A 19,766-nucleotide genomic window follows, 5' to 3' on the forward strand; every position below is an offset into this window, starting at 1 on the left:
AACTCCTTGGGGTAGGGCTTGGGCACGGTGAACATCCTTCCAGCGGCACCTGTCGGCACCACAGATCAGATGTCACCTACTCGCGCAGCAGTCCCGTCCGACGTCCAGCATTTTCATGTTGTCGGCCTCGCGGTCGAAGGCTTGGCTGACCGTCTCAACAGTCAGGGCTTCATACCGGGCGAGGCGGCTCTGCTGTGGGAAAGAGAAGCGCAGGGCGAGAAAGCAGTAGCGGTCGCCGTCCATCGGTGCGCTGGCCTGGACCGTGAGCTGGTTGCCGCCTGTGGCGTCCATCCCGTCCGGCAGAATGTCGTAGTCGCGCGCGAGGTCGATCTGCGGGCGGAGCAACCTCTGATCAGACTCCCCATGGTCCATGCCAGCCGTTGTCAGGAATCCTCCGATATCCTCGAATAGTGGAACCGACGTGAGCGTCAAGCCTGTCGAAAGGTCCACCAACTGGCGCGCGACCGCGAAAGACCGGTCGACCAATTGATCGCCTGCGGTGGCTGAAACTTCCACCTCCACCGAGGCCTCCCGGTTGGAATCGGAGCAGGCCCCGACGGCCATCAGGGCCGCAACGATCGTGACCGCATGCAAACGTCTCGGTAGGAGCGGCACGGGCCATCGGCTCCGGAAATCGTCGCTCATCGTGGCGGCCAGGCTTCTTCGCTGCGGGGAAGGGTGACCCTGTCCACTCCCTCGCTCGGCGCGGTCAGCTCAAACGGCGCGCCTTCGTCATCGACCGTGATGGTCTCGTTGTCGCCATCGGGGGTTATGACGTCGAGTTCGATCTCCCACAGGCAATGGCAGGTGCTGGTCGTTGCGACCACCGTGAATGCTTCTACTTCTGCGCTTGTAACGGTCAGCGGGAATTCCCACCCGGGATCCTTCATCACCTCCGGCGGTGACGGATCCAGGTCTGCGTTGAGCACGCGCTCCGGCGCGGGGCCGGCTCCGTCCGGTGCGATCCAGGTTCCGCCCAAGGGCTCACGTCGTTCGACGACGACGACTCGAGCACCCACGATGATCGTGGGCTCCTCCTTGTCGCTGCGCGCGAGGAAGCTGACCGACATCTGGTTGGCGTACACGGCGTCATGGTTCTCGGCCCACTGCTCGAAGGCGGCCCGTCCCGCGGCGTCTCCGGGATAAGGAGGGCGGTTCAGCTCCGCGAGCGACAGGGGAACCACCATGTCGGGCGAAGTCCACTGTCCGTTTGTGAAGTCGACGTTCGATGAATCAATGCGGATGTCGTCTTCTGTCAGCCATTGGACGAGCGCAAATGCGATTGTGATGAGCCCGAGTGCCGCGACGATGAAGGCAAGAGGGCTCTTATGAAACTCCTGACCCAATCCCGAGCGGAGGCTTCGGATTCGCGTAGGAAGCGATTCAATCTCGGAGGGCGGCGCCACTGATGGCGTGTCGGAACTCCTGCGTGCATGCAGTGGCGCCGTCTCGGGGGCCCTGCTCGTTGGCGCCTCCGGAATGGGAACCATGAGGTGGTCCACCTGATGTTCGTCGTCTGTTCGGAACGGCTCTCCAGACAACTCGACGCTTGAGGTCGGCGACTCGACGCCGTCATCGGTGGACCCAGTCATCGGCTCACTGCTTTCCCCCTGTAGCGAGTCGCTGTGCCGCGCAGGCTAGCCGAAGCAGGCCCGCTGGCGGCGCTCAGCGGCCACCCGGATCCACAGCGCTTCGTATTTGATCCGACCTCGCCAGCCTCGCGGACGTAGGACGGCTGTCGAAGACCAGTTGCGTGAAAGACGCGGAAGGCTCTTACTCAAGGCGATAGGCGCGCCGCCACGATCGGCCGCAACCCTGCGGAGGCGGCTTCCGCTGGTGGCAATTCTGGTTGCAGTTGCAGTGAATCCGTGGCCGTACGCCTACGTCCGCTCTTGTCCCGGAACAGGGTGAACTTGCTGTTCAGAGGCGTGTTCCGGACTCTGGCGGTCGTCCCCGAACGCGATCATGACGGCCTGGCAGTGTGGGGGGCCAGGGGTTCGAGTCCCCTCAGCTCCACCCCGATGACCAGGCCGTGCCCCTTCGGGGGAGCGGCCTGAGTCGTCTCTAGTTGCAGTGTCCGGACCCCTGCCTGGCCACAGCAGGGCGCGCATCCGGTCGGTGGCCTCGCGGGCCAGCGCCGGCATGACGTGGCTGTAGATGTCCATCGTCGTGGAGCCGTAGGTGCCGGACGCCGGGGACCGACTTCAGTCCGCGCTCAAGCCTTGGCGTCCCAGTCTTGATGCTCGCTCCGCCGTTCATCGCGAACAGCCTGTGGCCGGGCCTGCGTCGCTGTCCCGGCGCGCCCCACTGCGGTACACGCTGGCCGCGTTCCCGCGGGAGCGCGGTCAAGTCGGCTGGCTTGACGACGTTCCAGTGGGAACGTCCGACTCTCGGCCTGAGTGTCCTCAAGCGGCCCACTTAGGGACACATGGCACCATTCCCATCGGTCCCGAGCGGCCCGGTGTGGACGCGCCCCGTCAGGGCTGCGGACCTACGCCTTACAAGTCGTCCCGAGCCAGGAGCTGCCAGCGGTGCCGATGTCGGAGAACCTTTACGTCAAGGACCAGAAGACCGTCGTCGGCCCCGTCAGGTGCCTCGCCCTGAGGGGTAGATGGGATGCGCGGGCGACGGAGACATACCTCGCTAAGGCATGTAACGGCGTGCAGTGGTACGCGACAGAAGATGATGACTCCTGCGACCTACTGCGGGAGGTTGGCGCGAACCTGACCTTCCTTTCGCTTCGCGCGGCGAAGCGAATGTCGGACGCTTCTCTTTCGGAGCTGACGAGCCTTCGATTTCTCGATTGCCTGAACCGTGGAAAGGATGCGTTGGAATTCGTGCGCCTCAGGCAGCTTGAGCAACTGGCAATCGACGACCGGAACGACATCCGAGGGCTTAGCTCCCCGAGTCTCACCGCGGTCACCCTCAGCTCGACCAGGCGTCCCGTGTCGTTCTTCGCGACCGCCCCCAACCTGAGAGAACTGAAACTGCAGATGGTCGGGAAGCACCCAATCAGCTTGGCGGCAGAGCTACCAGAACTCAGAAGCCTGATGGTGCTCAAAGGAAGTCTTAGCTCCTTCGCAGGACTGAACGCCCCCCAATTGGAGAACATCACCATCGACGGGGCCTACGCGTCAGGGCCGGTCGACCTGCGACCGCTTGCCCACATGCCTGCCCTCAGGTTCGTCACCATCGGGATCAAGAACCCCGCTGAGTTTGTGGGACTTGATGCGCTCAGCGGTCGGCAAGAGGTCCGTGCTTCCGTAGGAGAAGTCGGATCGCGTTAGCCCTGTGATGCCTCAGTGCAGAGCGGTGGAACAGCGTGGCGGCTCGCCCTAAGGCCGCCTTCAGGCGCGTGGCCGTGGCTGCAGCGCGCGCTGCCGGAGCCGCGCAACCAGGCGCCGCCCGCTGGTGGCTCGCGTTCGGGGGTCAGACCAGCTGGTTCTCCTGCAGGCGGCTCCGGACCCAGCCGATGAGGCAGTAGAGCGCGGCGTGCCCCTCGGGGGAGGCGAAGACCTGCTCCACCCGCGCCGCCTCGATCAGCTCGTCGCTGTCGGCGTTGCCGCTGCGGTAGAAGCGCTGCATCACCCGGCCGGACTCGCTGTCGCTCCGGAAGAGGCCGGCGATGCCGAGGGCCACGGCGTCGGACACCACCAGGGAGACCGGCGGGTTGTCGAGCTGGCCGCGCCGGTGCAGCACGTCGGTGACCTCGGCGGCGACGACGAGGTCCCCGGCGTGCAGGGATGCCTTGCTGGTGATGATCACTGGTGGTGCCCCCTGTTGCGGACGAACATGTTCTCTTTCCTGGTGCTGGATCGGCACGCAACGGGGTCGGCTGAAGGGCAGTCCCCATTACGGGGTTCTTGCGGAAACGTTGCGGCGCCACCGAGGGAACCGTGCGCCGGGCCGGGCAGCGTGCCCTGTGACGCCGGGTGAACTCCTCGCCCGGCCGGCAGCAGGAGGCTCCCCGTGTCGATCCGTCCCGACCTCTCGTCGGCCCGTCGTGCAGCCTTTCCCAAGGCGGTCGCCTCGCTCGGCGTCCTCGCCGCGGCCGGCGCCGTCGCGGGCCTGGGCACGTTCGGCTCCTTCACCGACAGCACCACGCCCGTGCAGACCGACGTGGCGGCCGGCACGGTGGCGATCGAGCTCTCCCCGGCTGCGGCCTACCGCACCGTGCCGATGAGCCCGGGCGGCCTGCTCCCCGGTGACTCCACCGCCACCCCGTTCGACATCGCCAACGTCGGGGACGTCGAGTGGGCGTCGGTGACCTTCACCTCCTGGGCCACCCGGTCCAGCGTGCTCGACACCGATCCGATCCACGGCCTGCAGCTGACCCTCGAGTCGTGCCCGGTGTCCTGGACCGTGGCCGGCGCGGGCTACGAATGCGGCGGCACCGCCCAGCAGCTGTACGCGGGGCCGATCGTCACCGACGAGCCGCTCGTCGGCGCCGCTGCCCTGGTTCCCGGAGGCGTCGACCACGTGCTGGCCACGGTCACCTTCCCGGAGACCGCCGGCGACGCCCACGAGAACAAGACCACCGATCTCGCCTTCGCCTTCACCGCCGTGCAGCGGGACGGCGCCGCCCGCTGACCCGACCGGACGGCGCAACCCCCTGACCCGACCGGATCGGCGCGACCCGCTGACCCGACCGGCCGGCGCAAGCCGCCGACCCGACCGCGCGGTCTCAGCCGGCCCACTCCTCGGCGAGCGCCAGGCGGGCCGACGTCAGCGCCGGCCAGTCCGGCTGCTGCACCCGGAAGGGCCCGGTCGCCAGCCCGAGGAGCACCGCGGCCACCCGCGGCCGCACCTGCTCGGCCGGCCAGCGCCGGAGGACGGCGTCCTCGATCTCCCGGGCGTAACGCACGGCGACGGCCGGGTCGGGCAGCACCTGCTCCAGCAGCACCAGGTGGGCCAGCAGGGTCGCCCAGTCGTCGATCCGGTGGCCGCACCCGGCGGTGTCGACGTCCAGCAGCCCGACCACCGCCCCGTCGTCCACGAGCAGCTGGGACTCGTAGAAGTCCCCGTGCACGGGCACCGGCTCGTGCACCCCGGGATCGGCGGCGGCGAGGGCCGCGGTCAGCACGTCCAGCCGCGGGCGCAGCTCCGGGGAGACCAGGCCGAGCACCGCCGCGTAGCTGCCGGCGCGGACGAGACCGTCCGCGGGCGCCCGGCGTCCCCTCGGCGTCAGGGTCGCCATCCCCGAGGGGAGCGCGTCGAGCACCCGCTCCAGCTCCTCGGGGGAGGGGAGCCGGCCGGCCTCTCCGCTCAGCAGCGCGCGCAGCGGTGTGCCCGGCAGCCCGGGCAGGACCAGGACGCCGTCCGCGGTGGCCGTCAGTACCGGTGCTGCCGGCACCGGGCCGGCGAGGAGCTCGTGCCGGGCGACGAGCCGGTCCACCGCCGAGGGCGGAACCACCTTCAGGTACCGCGGGCCGTCGGGGTACCGCGCCTCGATCACCGCGCGCCGGCCCGGCCGGTAGGAGCGCAGCCGCAGCCGCGGCCCGCCCGTCGCCGGCACGAGCCCGGCCAGCCGGGTGCCGACCTCCCGGGCCGATGCTGCCCAGGCCAGCCCGGGCAGCGCGGGGTCCGACGGCCACCGCCAGACGCCCACCCGCAGGGCGCGGCCGGCCGCGGAACGCTCGAGCACGTCGGCGCCGTGGGGGATCCGCGACCCGGTGGCCGCGACCAGCGACTCCCGGCTCTCCCGCCCTCCCGACCAGACGACGCCGGCGGAGAACTGCACCGTCGCGGCGCCGTCGGGCTGCACCGAGACGCTCCTCGGCCGCAGGTCCTGCAGCCGGCCGCCCAGCGGCCCCAGCACCGCCGACCACAGCCCGCGGGCGGGCTCGGCGAGCAGCAGCCGGAGCGAGTCCGGCCACCGGTCGACCGGCACGGCAGGGACGGAGGTCACCGGAGCACGATGCCCCCCGCCGGAAAGCGGCGGGGGAGCGGCCGACGAGCCCGTTCCCATCCCGCGAGCATGCCTGCCCGGGCCCGGCTACGGTCAGCCCATGGAGCCGAACGCGCAGGTGGCGCCCACGTCCATCGTCGTCATGGGGGTCTCGGGCTCGGGTAAGTCCACCGTGGCCGCCGGGCTCGTCGACCGGCTGGGCTGGGACTTCGCCGAAGGGGACGACTTCCACCCGAAGGCCAACGTCGAGAAGATGCGCAGCGGGCAGCCGCTGGACGACGACGACCGATGGCCGTGGCTGCGGACGCTCGCCGGCTGGATCGGGGAGCACGAGCAGGCCGGGACCTCGGCCATCGTCACCTGCTCGGCGCTCAAGCGCAGCTACCGGGACCTGCTCCGCGACGGGCATCCCTCCGTCTGGTTCGCGCACGTGACGGTGGACGCCGAGCTGCTGCGGGACCGGGTGCAGAAGCGCGCGGGCCACTACATGCCGCCGTCCCTGCTGGAGAGCCAGCTGGCCACGCTGCAGCCGCTGCAGGACGACGAGCAGGGCGTGAGTGTCTCCGGCGCCGGAACTCCGGACGCCGTCGTCGACGAGGTCCTCGCCAGGTTGGCCGCCGACCGCGGGCCGGCCGGGACCTGAGCCCGCCGGCGGTCAGTCGGTCGCGGTCTCCGGGTCGGTGACCGGACGCCGGTCGGCGGCCGACCCCGGCGAGTCGCCGTCGCGGCGGTACAGGCGGCGCTCGACGAAGAGGGTGTCGTTGCGGATCGAGGAGGCGTGGTCGGCGATCTCCGCCGTCCCGCCGGACAGCCGCTTCAGCGCCACCGTCAGCGCGGAGCGGTGGTCCCGGATCATGAGCAGCACCTCGTCGAAGCTCTCCTTGACCACGTACTTGGTGCCGTCGACGAGGTGCACCACGGTGTCGGGGTCGGTCTCGACGCGCTCGATGTGGGTCGGGTCGACGGAGAAGTACTCGCCGTTGCGGCAGGTCACAGCGATCACGGAGCGGTCCTTCCGCTCGGGCGGGGCAGCGGACCCCGATGGCGCCGATGGGCGGCATCCTCTGCATCGGCCCGGTAGGCGCCCGGCTGTAGCCGAATCGCCCGCGTCTCACTCCTGCGGTCGGGGCGGACGGTCTAGAAGCCGAACAGCAGCCCGAGCCCGCCGACGGTGAACAGCACCATCACCACCACCAGGGGCAGCTGGTCCGACGCCCGGGCCCGCCGCGCCGACAGCAGCGCCCGCTCGTGCGCCAGCGTCACGCCCAGCACGTGGCCCAGCACCACGGCGCCGACCTGGACGAGCGCGATCGCGTCCGAGCTGACGGCGGTGAGGTCGACCTCGTTGCCGTAGGTGCCGAACAGGTCCACGCCGGCCAGCCCGAAGGGGTTGCTGGCCAGGATCCAGGTCGTCTGGCCGTCCAGCGCCAGCAGGCTGAAGTAGTGCGCCACGGTGTAGCCGAGCGCGATCGGGATGACCGTGGCCGCGTACCGGCGCGGCTGCACCGCCTCCGGTTGCCCGGCCAGCCGGCCCGACAGCCGGGCACCCAGCACGTACAGCGCCGCGACCAGCGCGATGCAGGCGACCAGGCCCACCGTCCCGGAGAACGTGTCGTTCGCGGCGCCCGGCCCGGTCTGCCAGAAGACGGTGCGGGAGAGCCCGTCGAACGCCGTCGACCCGAGCAGGACGACGACCACGGCCGCCAGCCCGGGGACGGCGGGGGTCGCCGTCGCGTTCGCCAGCGGGTTGCGCAGCACCAGCCGGCCGTCCTCGCGCCGTCCCCACGGGGACAGCCGGGCGATCAGCGTCGAGTACACCTCGAAGCCGTCGCCGGCCGCGAACCACTCCGCGCCGAAGCGCAGCGCCAGCCCGACCTGGACGACGGCGTAGCCCAGCAGGAACACCGCGACCGTCGTCGGCTCGGCGCGGCCGGGGTAGACCAGCTCCAGCCACAGGAACACGACGAGGAAGCCGGCGGCCGGCCAGAGCCCGAGCGACCGGAGCCGGGCCGCAGCCACCGGCGCCGGGACCAGCGGGCGCAGGGCGCGGTGCAGCAGACGCAGCGGGTTGACCACCCGCCAGACCGGGCCCAGCAGCAGGCTCGCCGGCACCAGGCCCACCCAGAACGTCACGTGCAGCGCCCACGGCGCCAGGTTCCGCGCCGTCTCCTGCGGCCCGGCGAACGCCGCCGCCGTCACCAGGACGGCGACGGCCAGCGCCAGCGCCTGGAGCACGGTCCGGACGGCGCGGCTGTCGGCGGCCCGCTGCACCGCGTCCGGCAGCGGCCGGCCGGAGTCGGCGCCCCCGAGCTTCGGCGTCCGCCAGAAGAGCAGCAGCACGACGAAGCTGATCAGGATGGCGGCGCCGGCGCCGTAGAGCGCGAGGCCGAGCGGGATCGGCAGGTCGGTCCGCGAGCCGACCCCGTGCGCGAGGAGCGTCACCCGACCGCGCTCAGCCGACCTGCAGCGAGAGGAGCACCGTGTGCGACTCGTGCAGCTCCACCTCGAACACCCCGGGGATCGTCGCGGCGAAGGTGATCTCCCCGGGCTGCCCGGGGGTGAGCGGCACGCCCAGGTCGTACCCGTGCACGTGCACCTCGTCGGCGGTGTCGGAGGTGACCACCAGCGTGACCTGCTCGCCGGCCGCCACCGGGACGCGGCCGGTGTCGCCGCTGACCCCGCCGCCGGTGACCGTCACCTCGATCCGCTGTCCGGCCGCACTGGCCGACGCCGGGGCGGAGGAGGACGGGGCGGGGGACGTCGCCGAGGACGACGACGGCGAGGACGGCGAGCTGCTGGCGGCCGTGGCGTCGGCATCGGTGCCGGCGCAGCCGGTCAGGGTGGCGGCCAGGGCGATCCCGGCCAGGGCAGCGGGCAGTCGAGCGGAACGGGAGGACACGGTGGGATCTCCGGATCTGGGAGGGGGCGGGCGGGGTCAGCGGCTGCCGAGCTCGCTGGCCGGCCGGGCGGTCTCGTCGTCGGCCGGGGGGTCCGCCGGGGCGTCGGGGTAGGGCTCGCGGTCGCTCGCCCGCCGGGAGTAGCGCCCGACACCCCAGGAGATCGCGGCGATCAGCGCCAGCGTGCAGAACAGCACCACGAGGTTGGACGCCGTCCAGAGGCCACCCTCGGCGTCCTTGAGCTCGCGCTGCAGGATGTCGATCTCCGGGATGGCCGCGCGGGTCATGCCGTCCTCGGCCGGGATCTCCTCCTCGTCGAGCGCCTCGTCCGCGGGCAGGTAGATCGGCATCGCGGTCAGGACCCGGCCGTCGTGCACCCGCAGCAGCGTCTTCCACGTCCCGTGCAGCGGAACCGGCTCCGTCGTCCGGTAGGCCCCCTCGCCGGTCCGCTCGAGCGGGGTGACCACCAGCCCGTCGCCCTGCCACGAGGTGATCTGCACCCAGGCGGGGTCGTCGGTGAAGTCGGCGGGGTCGAGCTGGACGGTGACGTTCGCCGTCCGCGGGTCGGCCTGGACCTCCTCGATGCCGAAGGTGGCCTCGAGGTCGTCGGGCACGGTGGCCAGCAGGCCGTTGGTGACCGCGGCGGCCAGCACCACGAGGGAGCCGACCAGGACCATCCGCGCCACGGCGGGGCGGGGGAGACGACGGCGCAGGCCCGAGGCCAGGAGCGCGCCGAGCAGGCCGCCGACGACGCCGCCGGTGATCGCCATGAGGGTGCCCTCGACGAGGATGTCGCTGCGCCAGGACAGGGTCTGGGTGACCTGCGTCCAGCCCCACTCGGTCGCGTGCCCGACGGTGCCGATGCCGACCCCGGCCACGGCACCGAACGCCAACGGGCTGCGGGCGGCGAGGAAGAGGGCGAGCAGTTCGACGACGATCGCCGAGCCGAGGTAGAGCGGGAAGCTCGGCACGATCTCGCCGAACGCGGGCCCCACGATCAGCGCGATCGCCCCACGGATCACCACGAAGAAGGTGGCGGCCGCCAGCGCGCCCCCGCGGCCCATGAACAGCCGGGCGGCGACCAGCGCGATGCCCGCGGCGCCGGCGATCATCAGCGGCTCGAGCACCAGCCGGAACTGGGGGACGTCGAAGTCGTACTCGCCCTGGAACACCGACATGCCCAAGAGCAGCCCGCCCATGGCCGACGCCTGCCGGATGAACCGGGCCCGCTGGCCGACCTTGCGGTCGCCGTCGTCGGTGGAGAGCCCGCCGTGGCCCTCCTGCTCCAGCAGCAGCAGCCCGACGATGGACAGCCCGGCGCCGCCGATGAGCATCAGGTGGGTGGGGCCCCAGAGGGTGACGTCCTGGCCGAACATCCGGTGCCAGACGTCGTCGAGGGGGAAGCCGAGCAGGGCGTAGAAGCCGGCCGCGGTGAGGATGATGCCGCCGACCGGCACGTCCCAGCCGCGCAGGAAGCGCACGGACGACGGGCCGGGCTTCTCGTCCAGCGGCATGGCGCAGGCCAGGACGCCACCGGCGAAGACGCCGAAGAGCCCGAACAGGATGAGGAAGTGCGCGGGGTTGGCCAGCGGCCCCTCGTCGCGGCCCACCCCGATGTGCAGGGCGATGTCCCAGAGCATCCCGAGCAGGGCGACCAGCAGCGAGACCGTGGTCAGGATGGTCGGCAGGGCCACCCAGGCCGGCACCCCGATCGCCGTGCCGAGGCGATCGCCCACCCGCGTGAGCACGGTCGACCTCCGGGTCCGGTGCAGGAACACCAGGCCGAGCAGCACCGCGGTCAGGCCGAGGCCGATCCCGGTCGCCAGGATCACCTCGCCGATCGCGGCGCCCCCGGCGGGACGTGTATCAGCGGCGAGCAGCACGGGAACCTCCTGAGGCCATGCGGGCTATGGAACACCCATCACGGTGACATCGACAACTGATACATAGAACGAGGCGTTTACCGTGGGGTCACGATGACGAGGATGTGTTCGTGACCACGGCGGCGGATTCCCCCCTTCCCGGGGACGGATCGGCCCGGGAACTGACCGTCGACGAGCTGGCCGCCCGCGTCGGCGTCACCGTCCGCAATCTGCGCGCCTACTCCGCCCGGGGGCTGCTCCCGCCGCCGCGCATGGTGGGGCGGACCGGCTACTACGGCCGCGAGCACGTGGCCCGGCTGATGCTGGTCCGCGAGATGCTCGCCGAGGGCTACTCGCTGGCCATGATCGAGCGGACGCTGGCCTCCGCGCCGGCGAACGCGAGCACCGCGACCCTGGCCCTGCACCGGGCGCTGCTGGCGCCGTGGCTGCCGCCGGAGCCCGAGACGATCACCGGCGCCGAGCTCGCCGCCCGCGCGGGCGTGCCCGAGGACTCCACCCTGGTCGACCGGCTCGTCGAGATCGGGGTCGTGCAGCGGCTCGACGAGGAGGGCGCGCTCCGGGTCCTCGACCCCGCCCTGCTGACGGCGGGCCTGCAGGTCGTCCGCCTCGGCGTCCCGCCGGACGACCTGATCGACGCCCAGGCCACGGTCAACGAGCACGTGCGCGCGATCGCGCAGACCTACGTGCAGATGTTCGTGAAGACCGGATGGCAGGCCTTCGTGGACGCCGGGGCGCCGGGGGACCAGGTCGACGCCGTCCGGGACACCGTCACCCGGTTGCAGCCGGCCGCGGCGCAGGCGGTGCTGGCCGCCTTCCGAACGGAGATGGCGGCGGCTGTCGGGGCGGCGCTGGAGACGGTGCTCAGTCAGCTCGAGGCGGAGTAGGGATCTCCTCGCGCTGCATCGCGGCCCGGTCGGTCTCGGCGGCGTCCTCGCGGGCGCTGATCCGGCGGTCGCGCACGACGGCGCCGACCACGAGCGCGATCAGGAGCGCCGCCGGGACGAAGAAGCCAAGAGTCCCGATCATGCTCAGGCCGTCCATCGTCAGCAGGTCCACGGAACGGGTCATCCGTCCATGCGACACCGATCGATGTCGAGGTGTCAAACGGAACGCGGCCGCACGGGCTCAGTCCGACGTCCTGCCGTCCCGCCAGTAGCCCATGAAGGCCACCGACCGGCGGTCCACCCCGCGCTCCTGCACCAGGTGGCGGCGCAGGCCCTTCACCACACCGGCCTCACCGGCCAGCCAGGCGTACACGCCCGACGAGCGCCGGGGGAGCGCGTCCTCCTCGGGCACCTCCCAGAGGATGCCGGCGTCCACGTCGACGTCGTCGAGGTCGACGCCCGGGGTCGGGGAGAGCTCGTCGCCCAGCTCGTCCACCGCGGCGACGACGGCGGCGGTGAGCAGCGCGCCGCGGGGCGCCGGGGCCGTGCCGTCGTCGGGCCACCGGGGCAGCCAGCTGATCTCGACGCCGGACGGGGCCGCGACGTTCAGCGCGTCGGCGGCCGTGGGGACCTCGAGCAGGACGCGGGCCCGCCGTCCGGCGGGCAGGGTCTCGACGATCGCGCAGATGGCCGGGACGGCGGTCTCGTCGCCCGCGAGGAGCAGGCAGGACGCGTCGGCCGGCGGGTGCCACTCGAAACCCCCGGTCGGGCCGGGGAAGCGGGCGTTGGGGCCGATGAGCACCACCTCGTCGCCGGGGGCCGCGGTCTCCGCCCAGGCCGATGCGGGACCGGTCGCGCCGTGCAGCACGAAGTCGACGTCGACCTCGCCCAGCTCCGGGCGGAGGGCCCGGATCGTGTAGGTGCGGATCGGCATCTGCTCCTCGACGGGGAGGGCCCGCCAGGCGCCGTACCAGTCGGGATCGGCCGGGAAGTCGACGACGGACCGGCCGGGGAGCGGGAGGATGACCTTGATCCGCTGGTCGAGGCCGTTCGAGGAGAAGTCGGCCATGTCGGGCCCGGTGAAGGTGACCCGCAGGAAGCTCGGGCTCAGCCGCTGCAGCCGGGAGACCTGGACCGCGAACGGCCGGTAGACCGGGACCTGGACTGCCTCGACGGTCATGCGCCCTCTCCCGGTCGGTGGACAGGTGAACCGCGCTGCCCACTTAGGCTAGCCTCACCTGGCGTCGCGTCGGAGTCTTGCACACCGTCGCGGGCGGATCCAGAGGCGCGGCACAGCGATGTGCGTGCCCACCCACGAGGAGGACGATGAGACGCCCAGCCCTGTCAGCGACGTGCCTGGCCCTGGCGGCCACCCTGGCCCTTCCCGCCTGCGGAGGCGGTGACGACGAGGCCGCGGGCGCCGGCTCTCCGGCGGCCTCCGACGCCGGGTTCCCGCGCACCGTCGAGCACGCCATGGGCAGCACCGAGATCCCCGAGCGGCCCGAGCGGGTCGTCGTCCTGGACACCGGGGAGCTGGACTCCGCGCTCTCCCTCGGCGTGACGCCGGTGGGTGCCGTGACCACGGCGGTCGACGACGAGTTCCTCAGCTACCTGGCCGAGGACGCCGAGGGCATCGAGGTGGTCGGCACGATCCAGGAGCCGAACCTCGAGGAGATCGCCGCCCTCGAGCCGGACCTCATCCTGTCGAACTCCGTCCGGCACGAGGACATCTACGAGCAGCTGGCGCAGATCGCCCCCACCGTGTTCGCCGCGGACCTGGGCGACACCTGGAAGGAGAACTTCCTGCTCGACGCGGAGGCGCTCGGCGAGGAGGAGCAGGCCCGGGAGCTGCTCGACGAGTACGAGCAGCGGGCGGCCGAGCTGGGCGAGGCGATCGGCGACCCGGAGGCGACGACGATCAGCCCCCTCCGCTTCAGCGGCGGCGTCATCCGGGCGTACCAGCCGGACTCGTTCATCGGCACGGTGCTCGCCGACATCGGCCTGGACCAGGTCGAGCTCGACGCCGGGCGGTCCACCTTCGCCGAGCTCAGCCCCGAGCAGCTGACCACGGCCGACGCCGACATCCTGCTGTACTCCTCGTACGGATCGGCCGACGAGTCCGGGGAGGCCGCCGTCGTGGCCGGCCCGCTGTGGCCGCGGCTGACCGCGGTCGCCGAGGGGCGGGCCTACGCCGTGGAGGACGACGTCTTCTACACCGGCATCGGCCTGCGCGCGGCGACGCTGCAGCTGGACAGCCTGCAGGAGCTGCTCGTCGACTGACGCGCAACGCGACGAGGGCCGCCTCCCGGATGGGAGGCGGCCCTCGGTACGCGGCCCCTCTACAGAGTCCCGCGCCGAACCTGCGAGGCGGGGTCCTTTCTCAGGGCGTCTCGGTGGAGATCTGCGCCGCCAGGTACTGCTGCGCGCCGACCCGCTCGATGGCGGCCAGCTGGGCCTCGAACCAGTCGGCGTGCTTCTCCTCGTCGCGCACCATCTCCTCGAAGACCGCGGCGGTGCCGTGGTCGCCGAGCTCGTGGCACTCCTTGGCCGAGGCGTTGAACTGGGCCACGGCCGCCTTCTCGCTGTCCAGGGCCAGGACCAGCATCTCCTCGGCGGTCTCCCCGACGCGGATGGCGCCGAGGCGCTGCACGTTGGGGTGGCCGTCGAAGAGCAGGACGCGCTGGATGATCGCGTCGGCGTCGCGCATCTCGTCGATCGACAGGTCGTAGTAGACCTTGCCGAGCTTCGGCAGGCCCCAGGCGTCCAGCATGCGGGCGTTGAGGAAGTACGTGTTGGTGACGGTCAGCTCGAAGGTGAGCGCGTCATTGAGCAGTTCGACTACACGGGGGCTAACGGGCTGCACCAGCCACTCCCACTTCTCGTTCTGCCGCAGATCGTTCGGTACGGCGCTCGGCACGGACCGGGCAATGCTGACACACGAGGTCGCGGAGTGAGCTGACGCAGTCGCCGCAGGTGCGGCCGGCACCGGTGTCGCGCGCCACGTCGGCGACGCAGCGGGCGCCGTTCGCGATCGACTCGAGGATGTCGCGATCGGTCACCACGTTGCAGTGGCACACGTACATGACGGCCGCCTCACCGGTCGTGCCAACAGGTCTCCCTCCCAGAGGCTCGACCCTGGGCGTTGGGATGCAGGTTAGCCTTACCTGAACGCTTCGCGTCAAGTGCGCTGGTCAGGTGTCGTACCGGTGTCCTAGGTTCCCCACGTGCCCGATCTCGCCACCCGCGCCCGCACGCTGCTCGACCTGCACACCGCACCGGAGATCCTCGTGCTGGCCAACGTCTGGGACGTGGTCTCCGCCCGCGTGGTCGCCGGCACCGAGGGTGTCCGGGCCCTCGCCACCGCCAGCCACTCCGTCGCGGCCACCTTCGGCTACGCCGACGGGGAGAACATCCCGCTCGACCTCCACCTGGACATGGTCGGCCGGATCGTCGCCGCCGTGGACCTGCCGGTGACGATGGACCTCGAGGCCGGCTACGGCGATCCGGGGGAGACGGCGCGCCGGGCGATCGCGGTGGGCGTCGTCGGCGGGAACCTCGAGGACGGGATGCGGCCTCTGGACGACGCCGTGGCCGCCGTCGAGGCAGTGCTGGCCGCCGGGCGCGACGCCGGGATCGCGTTCGTGCTCAACGCCCGCACCGACGCCTTCCTGCTGGCCGCCCCGGACGCCGACCGCGGGCAGCTGCTCGCCGAGGCGGTCCGCCGCGGACGGGCGTTCCTCGACGCGGGTGCCCCGGTCGTCTTCGTGCCCGGTGTCGTGGCGCGCGAGGAGATCGCGGCCCTCGTCGAGGGGATCGGGCGGGGCCGGGTGTCACTGATCGCCGTCCCCGGGAAGACGCCGCCGGCCCGCGAGCTGCAGGAGCTGGGCGTGGCCCGGCTGTCCACCGGGCCGTTCACCCAGCGGGTCGCGCTCACCGCCCTGCAGGACGCGACCGCCGACCTCGTGGCCGGCGGCGTGCTGCCCGCCGGGACGCGGCTGCTGAACTAGCGCGAAACGGGGACCACGGCCCCCATCGGATCGGCGGCGGTCGAGTTGTGGGGACGGTGCGCCTCACCCCTCCGGGGGAGCCGGCCCCGGTGGCGCGGCCTCGGCTCAAGGCCGGGCGCACGCCTGCCGATCACCCGGTCAGGTGAACGGAGGACTGCCTCCGCACCGCTGCTGCCGGGAAGGAGGAGGTCGTGCCCGCACAGTCCGTGCTCGTCGTGGAGGACACCGACGAGATCCGCGAGCTCGTCACCACCGTGCTGCGCCGGGCCGGGTTCGACGTCCGCGAGGCCGCGTCGGGAGCCGCCTGCCTCGACGAGGTGCGCCGCGACACCCCCGACCTCATCGTGCTCGACCTCGGCCTCCCGGACGCCGACGGCACCGAGGTGTGCCGGCAGATCCGGGCCGAGACGCAGTGCTACGTGCTGATGCTGACCGCCCGCGCCGAGGAGGTCGACCTGCTCATCGGGCTGGCCGTCGGCGCCGACGGGTACATGGCCAAGCCGTTCTCCCCGCGGGAGCTGGTCGCCCGGGTGCAGGCGATGCTGCGCTTCCCCCGGACCCCACCCGCTCCGGTGGAGTCGACCGCAGCGGCGGAGGAGTCGGTGCGCCGGCTCGCCGAGCTGGAGGTGGACGAGGAGACGCGGGAGGTCCGCGTCGACGGTTCGGTGGTCGACCTGACCCGCACCGAGTTCGACCTGCTGGCCGCGCTGGCGTCGCGGCCGGGCCGGGTGCTGCAGCGGGAGACGCTGCTGCGCGAGGTCTGGCAGACCGACTGGGAGGGCAACCTCCGCCTGGTCGAGGCGCACATGTCCAACCTGCGCCGCAAGCTCGTGGCGGCCGGGCTGAACTCGCCCGAGATCCGCACGGTGCGGGGAGTGGGCTACCGGCTCGTCGCCTGAGAAAGGACCCCCTGCCCCCCACCGCTCGCACGCTCGCGGCGGGACCCTGCAGGAGGCCTGACGGGGTCAGGCCGGGTGCGTCGCCTGGAGGGTGGCTGCGGGGCCCCAGCGGGTGCCCTCGACACGGGCGCAGGCACCGACGAGCTCCATCAGGCGTGACTGCGGCACGACGCCGCGGCGGGCGTCGTCGGCGACCGCGCGAGCGGCCACCGCGACCTCGGTGCAGCCCATCCGGTCGCTGGCCACGGCGAGCAGGCCGGCCAGGTGGGCGACGGTGGCGGCGTCGCCCTCACGGGCGGCGGCCGCGATCGCGGTCAGCCGGTGGGGGAGGGCGCTGGCGTACATCTCCTCGGCGCGCTCGCGCACGCCGGCGGCCGGCTCCCGCACCGCGGCCACGGTCGCGACGGGGCGGCCGATCACCGGCGCGAGGCCGTGCATCACGTCCACGAACAGCCGCGGGTCCACCGGCTTGGCCAGGCAGGCCACGGCGCCGGCCGAGGCGGCCAGCGCCCGCACCTGGTGGGTGCGGCGGGTCGTCGTCACGAGGAACCGGGCGCGGCTGCCGCTCTCGCGCAGCTTGCGCATCAGGGTCGCCCCGTGGCCGTTGCGCATGGCCATCTCGGTGACCACGAGGTCAAAGTCGACGATGGCGGCCATGCGGAGCGCGGCGTCGGTGCCGACGGCCTCGACGACCTCCCAGCCGCCGAGCCGCAGCAGGGTGCTCGCGCGCTGCCGGGCGGCGGCGGAGTCGTCGACGACCAGGGCGGTACGGACGACGGGGGATTCGTTCGGGTGGGGCTGGGACATGGCCCGGTCTCCGTTCCGGTCGAGGGGGGTGGGTGGGTCAGGACACCTGGGCGAGGGCCTGCAGTTCCTCGACCCGGGCGTGCGCCATGACCCCGCGGCGGGCGTCGGCGGCGATGGCCTGGCAGATCGAGGCGACGTCGGCGTGACCGAACTGGCCGCTGGTGCCGGCGAGGGTGTGCGCGGCGGAGGCGACGGCCGGGGCGTTCCCCGATCGGGTGCCCGCGGTGATGGCACCGAGCCGGGCGGGCAGGGCCGCCAGGTACATCCCGTGCAGCCGGTCCATCAGCGCGGCGTCGACGTCGTCGTCGTGCCGGCCGGCCGGGCCGTGCGGCTCGGGGAGATCGCCCTGCGCAGCCGGCCCCGTGGTCCGGCTGCGCAGGAAGTCGAGGAGGACGTGCGCCGCGACCGGCTTGGCCAGGCAGGCCATCGCACCGGCGGTGATCGCCTCGGCCCGGGCCTCGTCGGTCGGGTCGGCGGTGATCACGAGGAAGCGCGCCCGGGAGCCGTCGCGCCGCATCCGGCGGAGCATCGCCGGACCGGTCCCGGCGGATCCGGCCACATCGGTGACGACCAGGTCCACGTCGGAGGAGGCGGTGACGCGGTGCGCGGCCTCGGCGTCGGAGGCCTCGCGGACCTGCCAGCCGCCGAGGCGGAGCAGCCCGGCCACCCGCCGGCGGGCGAGGGCGTCGCGGTCGACGACGAGGGCGGTCAGCACGTCGTCACCCAGACCGGGGCCGAGGTCCTGGTCCAGCCACCCTTGCTGACGGTGGTGACCGTGACGGGGATCGACTGCGCGGACCAGACCCGGCCCATGGTGTGCGTGAAGGTGGTGGTGTTGCCGACCGCGAACGTCATCGGCGTGCCGCCGGTCTGGGCGGTCACGATGTAGCCGGTGGTCTTCTCCGACGCGCTCGCCGTCCAGGTGACCTTGGCGTACATCGTGGAGCCGGAGCACGTGGTCCGGTCGACCAGGTTGGTGGGGGCCTGGACGGTCAGGCCGGTGACGGTGGTCCGCGGGAGGGCGACGCTCTCGGCGAACGTGGCCGAGGCGGGGATGCTCGAGCCGACGACGATGGTCAGCGCCAGGCCGATCAGGACCAGGATGCGGCGGGTGCGGGTCACGACTCGTCCTCCTCGTCCTCGTGGGTGGGGCGCCAGATGGTGAGCAGCAGCCAGCCGGCCAGCAGGGCCGGGGCGCCGTAGAGCAGCACCTGCGTGACCACGGGGGCGCGCAGGGCCTGGATCAGGTGGCCGAGCTCGGGGATGACGGCGCGGACCTCGTAGGCGGTGTCGCCCTGGAGCGTCGCGGTCCACGGGTCGACGCCGTCGTTCGCGTCGCCCTTGGTGCGGACCTGGACGGCGCCGTCGGGGCCGGTCTCGACCGAGACGACCCGGTGGGTCACGAGGCTCCGGTCGTCGACGGGCTTGTGGTAGGTGATCACCATGCCCTCGGTGACCTCGGAGACCGCGATCGGCGTGACGACGGTGACGTCACCCGGATCGATCTCCGGCGCCATGCTCGCGGTCAGCATGGTCATGGTGCGGTAGCCCAGCAGGTGCGGTCCGACGGCCAGCACGAGGAACGCCAGGACGGCCAGACCCACGACTCCGCGGACCAGCCACCGGGACACGAGGCCCAGTGCGCGGGCGGCCCGGCCGGCCGGGTGGCCGGTGGTGGAGCGCGTGTCCTCGGCCGGGGGCAGCTGTGCGGCTGCCCCCGGGCGACGGACAGGGAGGACGGCGGTCATGGCGGGATCTCCGGGAGGTCGTCGGACGGCGATCAGCGGGCGGTGCCGGTGCGCTGGGTGCCGGTGAAGACCAGGCTCAGCCCGGAGGACTTGCCCTGGAAGTTGTCGCCGGCGCCGGTCGGCAGGGAGATCGAGAACGTGAGGTGGTCCGTCGCTCCCACGGCCACCGAGGCGGGGGTGTCGAGCACCATGCTGTTGGCGATCGGGCCGCGACCCAGCGAGCGCGTGGTGCCGGAGCAGGTGTAGGTCGGCGCGGTGGCGGTGCCGCCCTGGGTCCACGGGACCGAGCAGGACGTGACGGCCAGCTGCAGGCCGTTGGTCGCGTCGGTGGTCAGGATGCTCGGGTTCGTGACGGTGGTGTTCAGCGTGACCGACGCGAGCGGCGAGGTGCCGCCGTTGACCAGGTTGACCGCCCGGGTGACCGAGTCGCCGGGCACGAAGCCCTCGACGGTGGCCGGGATGGCCGCGCCGACGCCGGCGAGGTTGATGTCGACGGTGCCCGAGGCGACGGTCGTGGTCACCGGGGTGGTGCTGTCGGTGAACGTGCCGAAGGTGCCCATGCCGGCGACCGCGGCAGCGGCGCCGATGACGCCGAGCGAGCCGACGACCTTGCGGGCGGTCGAGCTGGCGGCGAGGGTCGTGGTGCTCATGTCCGTGGGTCTCCCTGTGTCCGGTTCGTCGACCGGCGTTCCGGCGACAGGGAGAACTCTGCGGCCCGTACCGCAGGCCACCC

The 19,766-nt window shown here is 72.4% G+C and carries 24 protein-coding genes; 7 read left to right on the forward strand and 17 right to left on the reverse strand.

Annotated elements, in window-relative coordinates; all coding sequences use genetic code 11:
- Window positions 1–72: 72 nt before the first annotated feature.
- Window positions 73–645, reverse strand: coding sequence for a hypothetical protein (locus BM142_RS22135; protein ID WP_139228987.1), 573 nt, complete (start codon window positions 643–645; stop codon window positions 73–75).
- Window positions 642–1,592, reverse strand: a complete 951-nt coding sequence (locus tag BM142_RS22140) for a hypothetical protein (protein ID WP_139228988.1) — start codon at window positions 1,590–1,592, stop codon at window positions 642–644. Before BM142_RS22140 ends, BM142_RS22135 begins: the two co-directional genes overlap by 4 nt.
- Before the next feature lie 939 nt (window positions 1,593–2,531).
- On the opposite strand from BM142_RS22140, the gene BM142_RS22145 reads away from it, so the two are divergent.
- Window positions 2,532–3,287, forward strand: coding sequence for a leucine-rich repeat domain-containing protein (locus BM142_RS22145; protein ID WP_092203371.1), 756 nt, complete (start codon window positions 2,532–2,534; stop codon window positions 3,285–3,287).
- 142 nt (window positions 3,288–3,429) lie between these two features.
- Here BM142_RS22145 and BM142_RS22150 read toward each other — a convergent pair whose 3' ends face one another.
- Complete coding sequence (locus tag BM142_RS22150) at window positions 3,430–3,765, reverse strand: hypothetical protein (protein WP_092203373.1); 336 nt, start codon at window positions 3,763–3,765, stop codon at window positions 3,430–3,432.
- A 204-nt stretch (window positions 3,766–3,969) separates the two neighbouring features.
- Between BM142_RS22150 and BM142_RS22155 the strand changes: the two genes are divergently transcribed.
- The gene (locus BM142_RS22155; protein WP_092203375.1) at window positions 3,970–4,590 is read left to right on the forward strand and encodes a hypothetical protein; all 621 of its coding nucleotides are present in this window, start codon (window positions 3,970–3,972) and stop codon (window positions 4,588–4,590) included.
- Between the two features lie 94 nt (window positions 4,591–4,684).
- On the opposite strand, the gene BM142_RS22160 is transcribed toward BM142_RS22155, so the two are convergent.
- Window positions 4,685–5,908 carry an aminoglycoside phosphotransferase family protein gene (locus BM142_RS22160; RefSeq protein WP_175527406.1) on the reverse strand — a complete coding sequence of 408 codons (1,224 nt, stop codon included), beginning with the start codon at window positions 5,906–5,908 and terminating at the stop codon, window positions 4,685–4,687.
- Window positions 5,909–6,008: 100 nt separating this feature from the next.
- Here BM142_RS22160 and BM142_RS22165 point away from each other — a divergent pair, with 100 nt between their 5' ends.
- Window positions 6,009–6,551, forward strand: a complete 543-nt coding sequence (locus BM142_RS22165) for a gluconokinase (RefSeq protein WP_092203379.1) — start codon at window positions 6,009–6,011, stop codon at window positions 6,549–6,551.
- Between the two features lie 12 nt (window positions 6,552–6,563).
- Here the strand turns inward: BM142_RS22165 and BM142_RS22170 are convergent, their stop codons facing one another.
- The 4 genes from BM142_RS22170 to BM142_RS22185 all read right to left on the reverse strand — a co-directional run bounded on the left by BM142_RS22170 (window position 6,564) and on the right by BM142_RS22185 (window position 10,688).
- Entirely contained in the window at window positions 6,564–6,911 is a 348-nt protein-coding gene (locus BM142_RS22170) for a flagellar FlbD family protein (protein ID WP_092203381.1), read from the reverse strand.
- Window positions 6,912–7,045: 134 nt separating this feature from the next.
- Entirely contained in the window at window positions 7,046–8,350 is a 1,305-nt protein-coding gene (locus BM142_RS22175) for a hypothetical protein (protein WP_092203383.1), read from the reverse strand.
- Window positions 8,351–8,360: 10 nt separating this feature from the next.
- Window positions 8,361–8,807, reverse strand: a complete 447-nt coding sequence (locus BM142_RS24755; protein WP_092203385.1) for a cupredoxin domain-containing protein — start codon at window positions 8,805–8,807, stop codon at window positions 8,361–8,363.
- Between the two features lie 36 nt (window positions 8,808–8,843).
- Window positions 8,844–10,688: a hypothetical protein gene (locus BM142_RS22185; protein WP_092203387.1), complete on the reverse strand. Its 1,845-nt coding sequence runs from the start codon at window positions 10,686–10,688 to the stop codon at window positions 8,844–8,846.
- A gap of 110 nt (window positions 10,689–10,798) precedes the next feature.
- Here BM142_RS22185 and BM142_RS22190 point away from each other — a divergent pair, with 110 nt between their 5' ends.
- Window positions 10,799–11,572 (forward strand): MerR family transcriptional regulator, encoded by a 774-nt coding sequence (locus BM142_RS22190; RefSeq protein ID WP_139228989.1) that lies wholly within the window; start codon window positions 10,799–10,801, stop codon window positions 11,570–11,572.
- Here the strand turns inward: BM142_RS22190 and BM142_RS22195 are convergent.
- Window positions 11,550–11,756, reverse strand: a complete 207-nt coding sequence (locus BM142_RS22195; protein ID WP_139228990.1) for a hypothetical protein — start codon at window positions 11,754–11,756, stop codon at window positions 11,550–11,552. The two genes, BM142_RS22190 and BM142_RS22195, sit on opposite strands and share 23 nt — an antisense overlap.
- Window positions 11,757–11,813: 57 nt before the next feature.
- On the reverse strand, window positions 11,814–12,752 hold the full coding sequence (locus tag BM142_RS22200) for a siderophore-interacting protein (protein ID WP_092203393.1): 939 nt from the start codon (window positions 12,750–12,752) through the stop codon (window positions 11,814–11,816).
- Window positions 12,753–12,898: 146 nt separating this feature from the next.
- On the opposite strand from BM142_RS22200, the gene BM142_RS22205 reads away from it, so the two are divergent.
- Window positions 12,899–13,852 carry an ABC transporter substrate-binding protein gene (locus tag BM142_RS22205; protein ID WP_092203395.1) on the forward strand — a complete coding sequence of 318 codons (954 nt, stop codon included), beginning with the start codon at window positions 12,899–12,901 and terminating at the stop codon, window positions 13,850–13,852.
- Between the two features lie 100 nt (window positions 13,853–13,952).
- On the opposite strand, the gene bfr is transcribed toward BM142_RS22205, so the two are convergent.
- Together bfr and BM142_RS25720 are read right to left on the reverse strand one after the other, a co-directional pair.
- Entirely contained in the window at window positions 13,953–14,489 is a 537-nt protein-coding gene (bfr, locus tag BM142_RS22210; protein WP_254791152.1) for a bacterioferritin, read from the reverse strand.
- Complete coding sequence (locus tag BM142_RS25720; protein WP_092203399.1) at window positions 14,422–14,655, reverse strand: (2Fe-2S)-binding protein; 234 nt, start codon at window positions 14,653–14,655, stop codon at window positions 14,422–14,424. The genes bfr and BM142_RS25720 overlap by 68 nt, the downstream gene beginning before the upstream one ends.
- A gap of 141 nt (window positions 14,656–14,796) precedes the next feature.
- Here BM142_RS25720 and BM142_RS22220 point away from each other — a divergent pair, with 141 nt between their 5' ends.
- A complete protein-coding gene (locus tag BM142_RS22220) occupies window positions 14,797–15,579 on the forward strand; it encodes an isocitrate lyase/PEP mutase family protein (protein WP_092203401.1) in 783 nt (260 codons plus the stop codon).
- A gap of 191 nt (window positions 15,580–15,770) precedes the next feature.
- A complete protein-coding gene (locus BM142_RS22225; protein ID WP_092203403.1) occupies window positions 15,771–16,478 on the forward strand; it encodes a response regulator transcription factor in 708 nt (235 codons plus the stop codon).
- Between the two features lie 66 nt (window positions 16,479–16,544).
- Here the strand turns inward: BM142_RS22225 and BM142_RS22230 are convergent, their stop codons facing one another.
- From BM142_RS22230 to BM142_RS22245, 5 genes are read right to left on the reverse strand one after another with little or no spacing between them, the layout of a single operon-like run.
- Window positions 16,545–17,285 carry a response regulator gene (locus tag BM142_RS22230; protein WP_092203405.1) on the reverse strand — a complete coding sequence of 247 codons (741 nt, stop codon included), beginning with the start codon at window positions 17,283–17,285 and terminating at the stop codon, window positions 16,545–16,547.
- A gap of 37 nt (window positions 17,286–17,322) precedes the next feature.
- Window positions 17,323–18,000, reverse strand: coding sequence for a response regulator (locus BM142_RS22235; RefSeq protein WP_175527407.1), 678 nt, complete (start codon window positions 17,998–18,000; stop codon window positions 17,323–17,325).
- The gene (locus BM142_RS24760) at window positions 17,994–18,407 is read right to left on the reverse strand and encodes a hypothetical protein (RefSeq protein ID WP_175527408.1); all 414 of its coding nucleotides are present in this window, start codon (window positions 18,405–18,407) and stop codon (window positions 17,994–17,996) included. Before BM142_RS24760 ends, BM142_RS22235 begins: the two co-directional genes overlap by 7 nt.
- Window positions 18,404–19,033, reverse strand: coding sequence for a signal peptidase I (locus tag BM142_RS22240; protein WP_217640844.1), 630 nt, complete (start codon window positions 19,031–19,033; stop codon window positions 18,404–18,406). Before BM142_RS22240 ends, BM142_RS24760 begins: the two co-directional genes overlap by 4 nt.
- A 32-nt stretch (window positions 19,034–19,065) precedes the next feature.
- The gene (locus tag BM142_RS22245) at window positions 19,066–19,683 is read right to left on the reverse strand and encodes a TasA family protein (protein WP_092203409.1); all 618 of its coding nucleotides are present in this window, start codon (window positions 19,681–19,683) and stop codon (window positions 19,066–19,068) included.
- Window positions 19,684–19,766 lie beyond the last annotated feature (83 nt).

Origin of the sequence: Blastococcus tunisiensis (assembly GCF_900112815.1) — a bacterium.
In the GTDB taxonomy this organism is placed as follows: Bacteria; Actinomycetota; Actinomycetes; order Mycobacteriales; family Geodermatophilaceae; genus Blastococcus_B; species Blastococcus_B tunisiensis.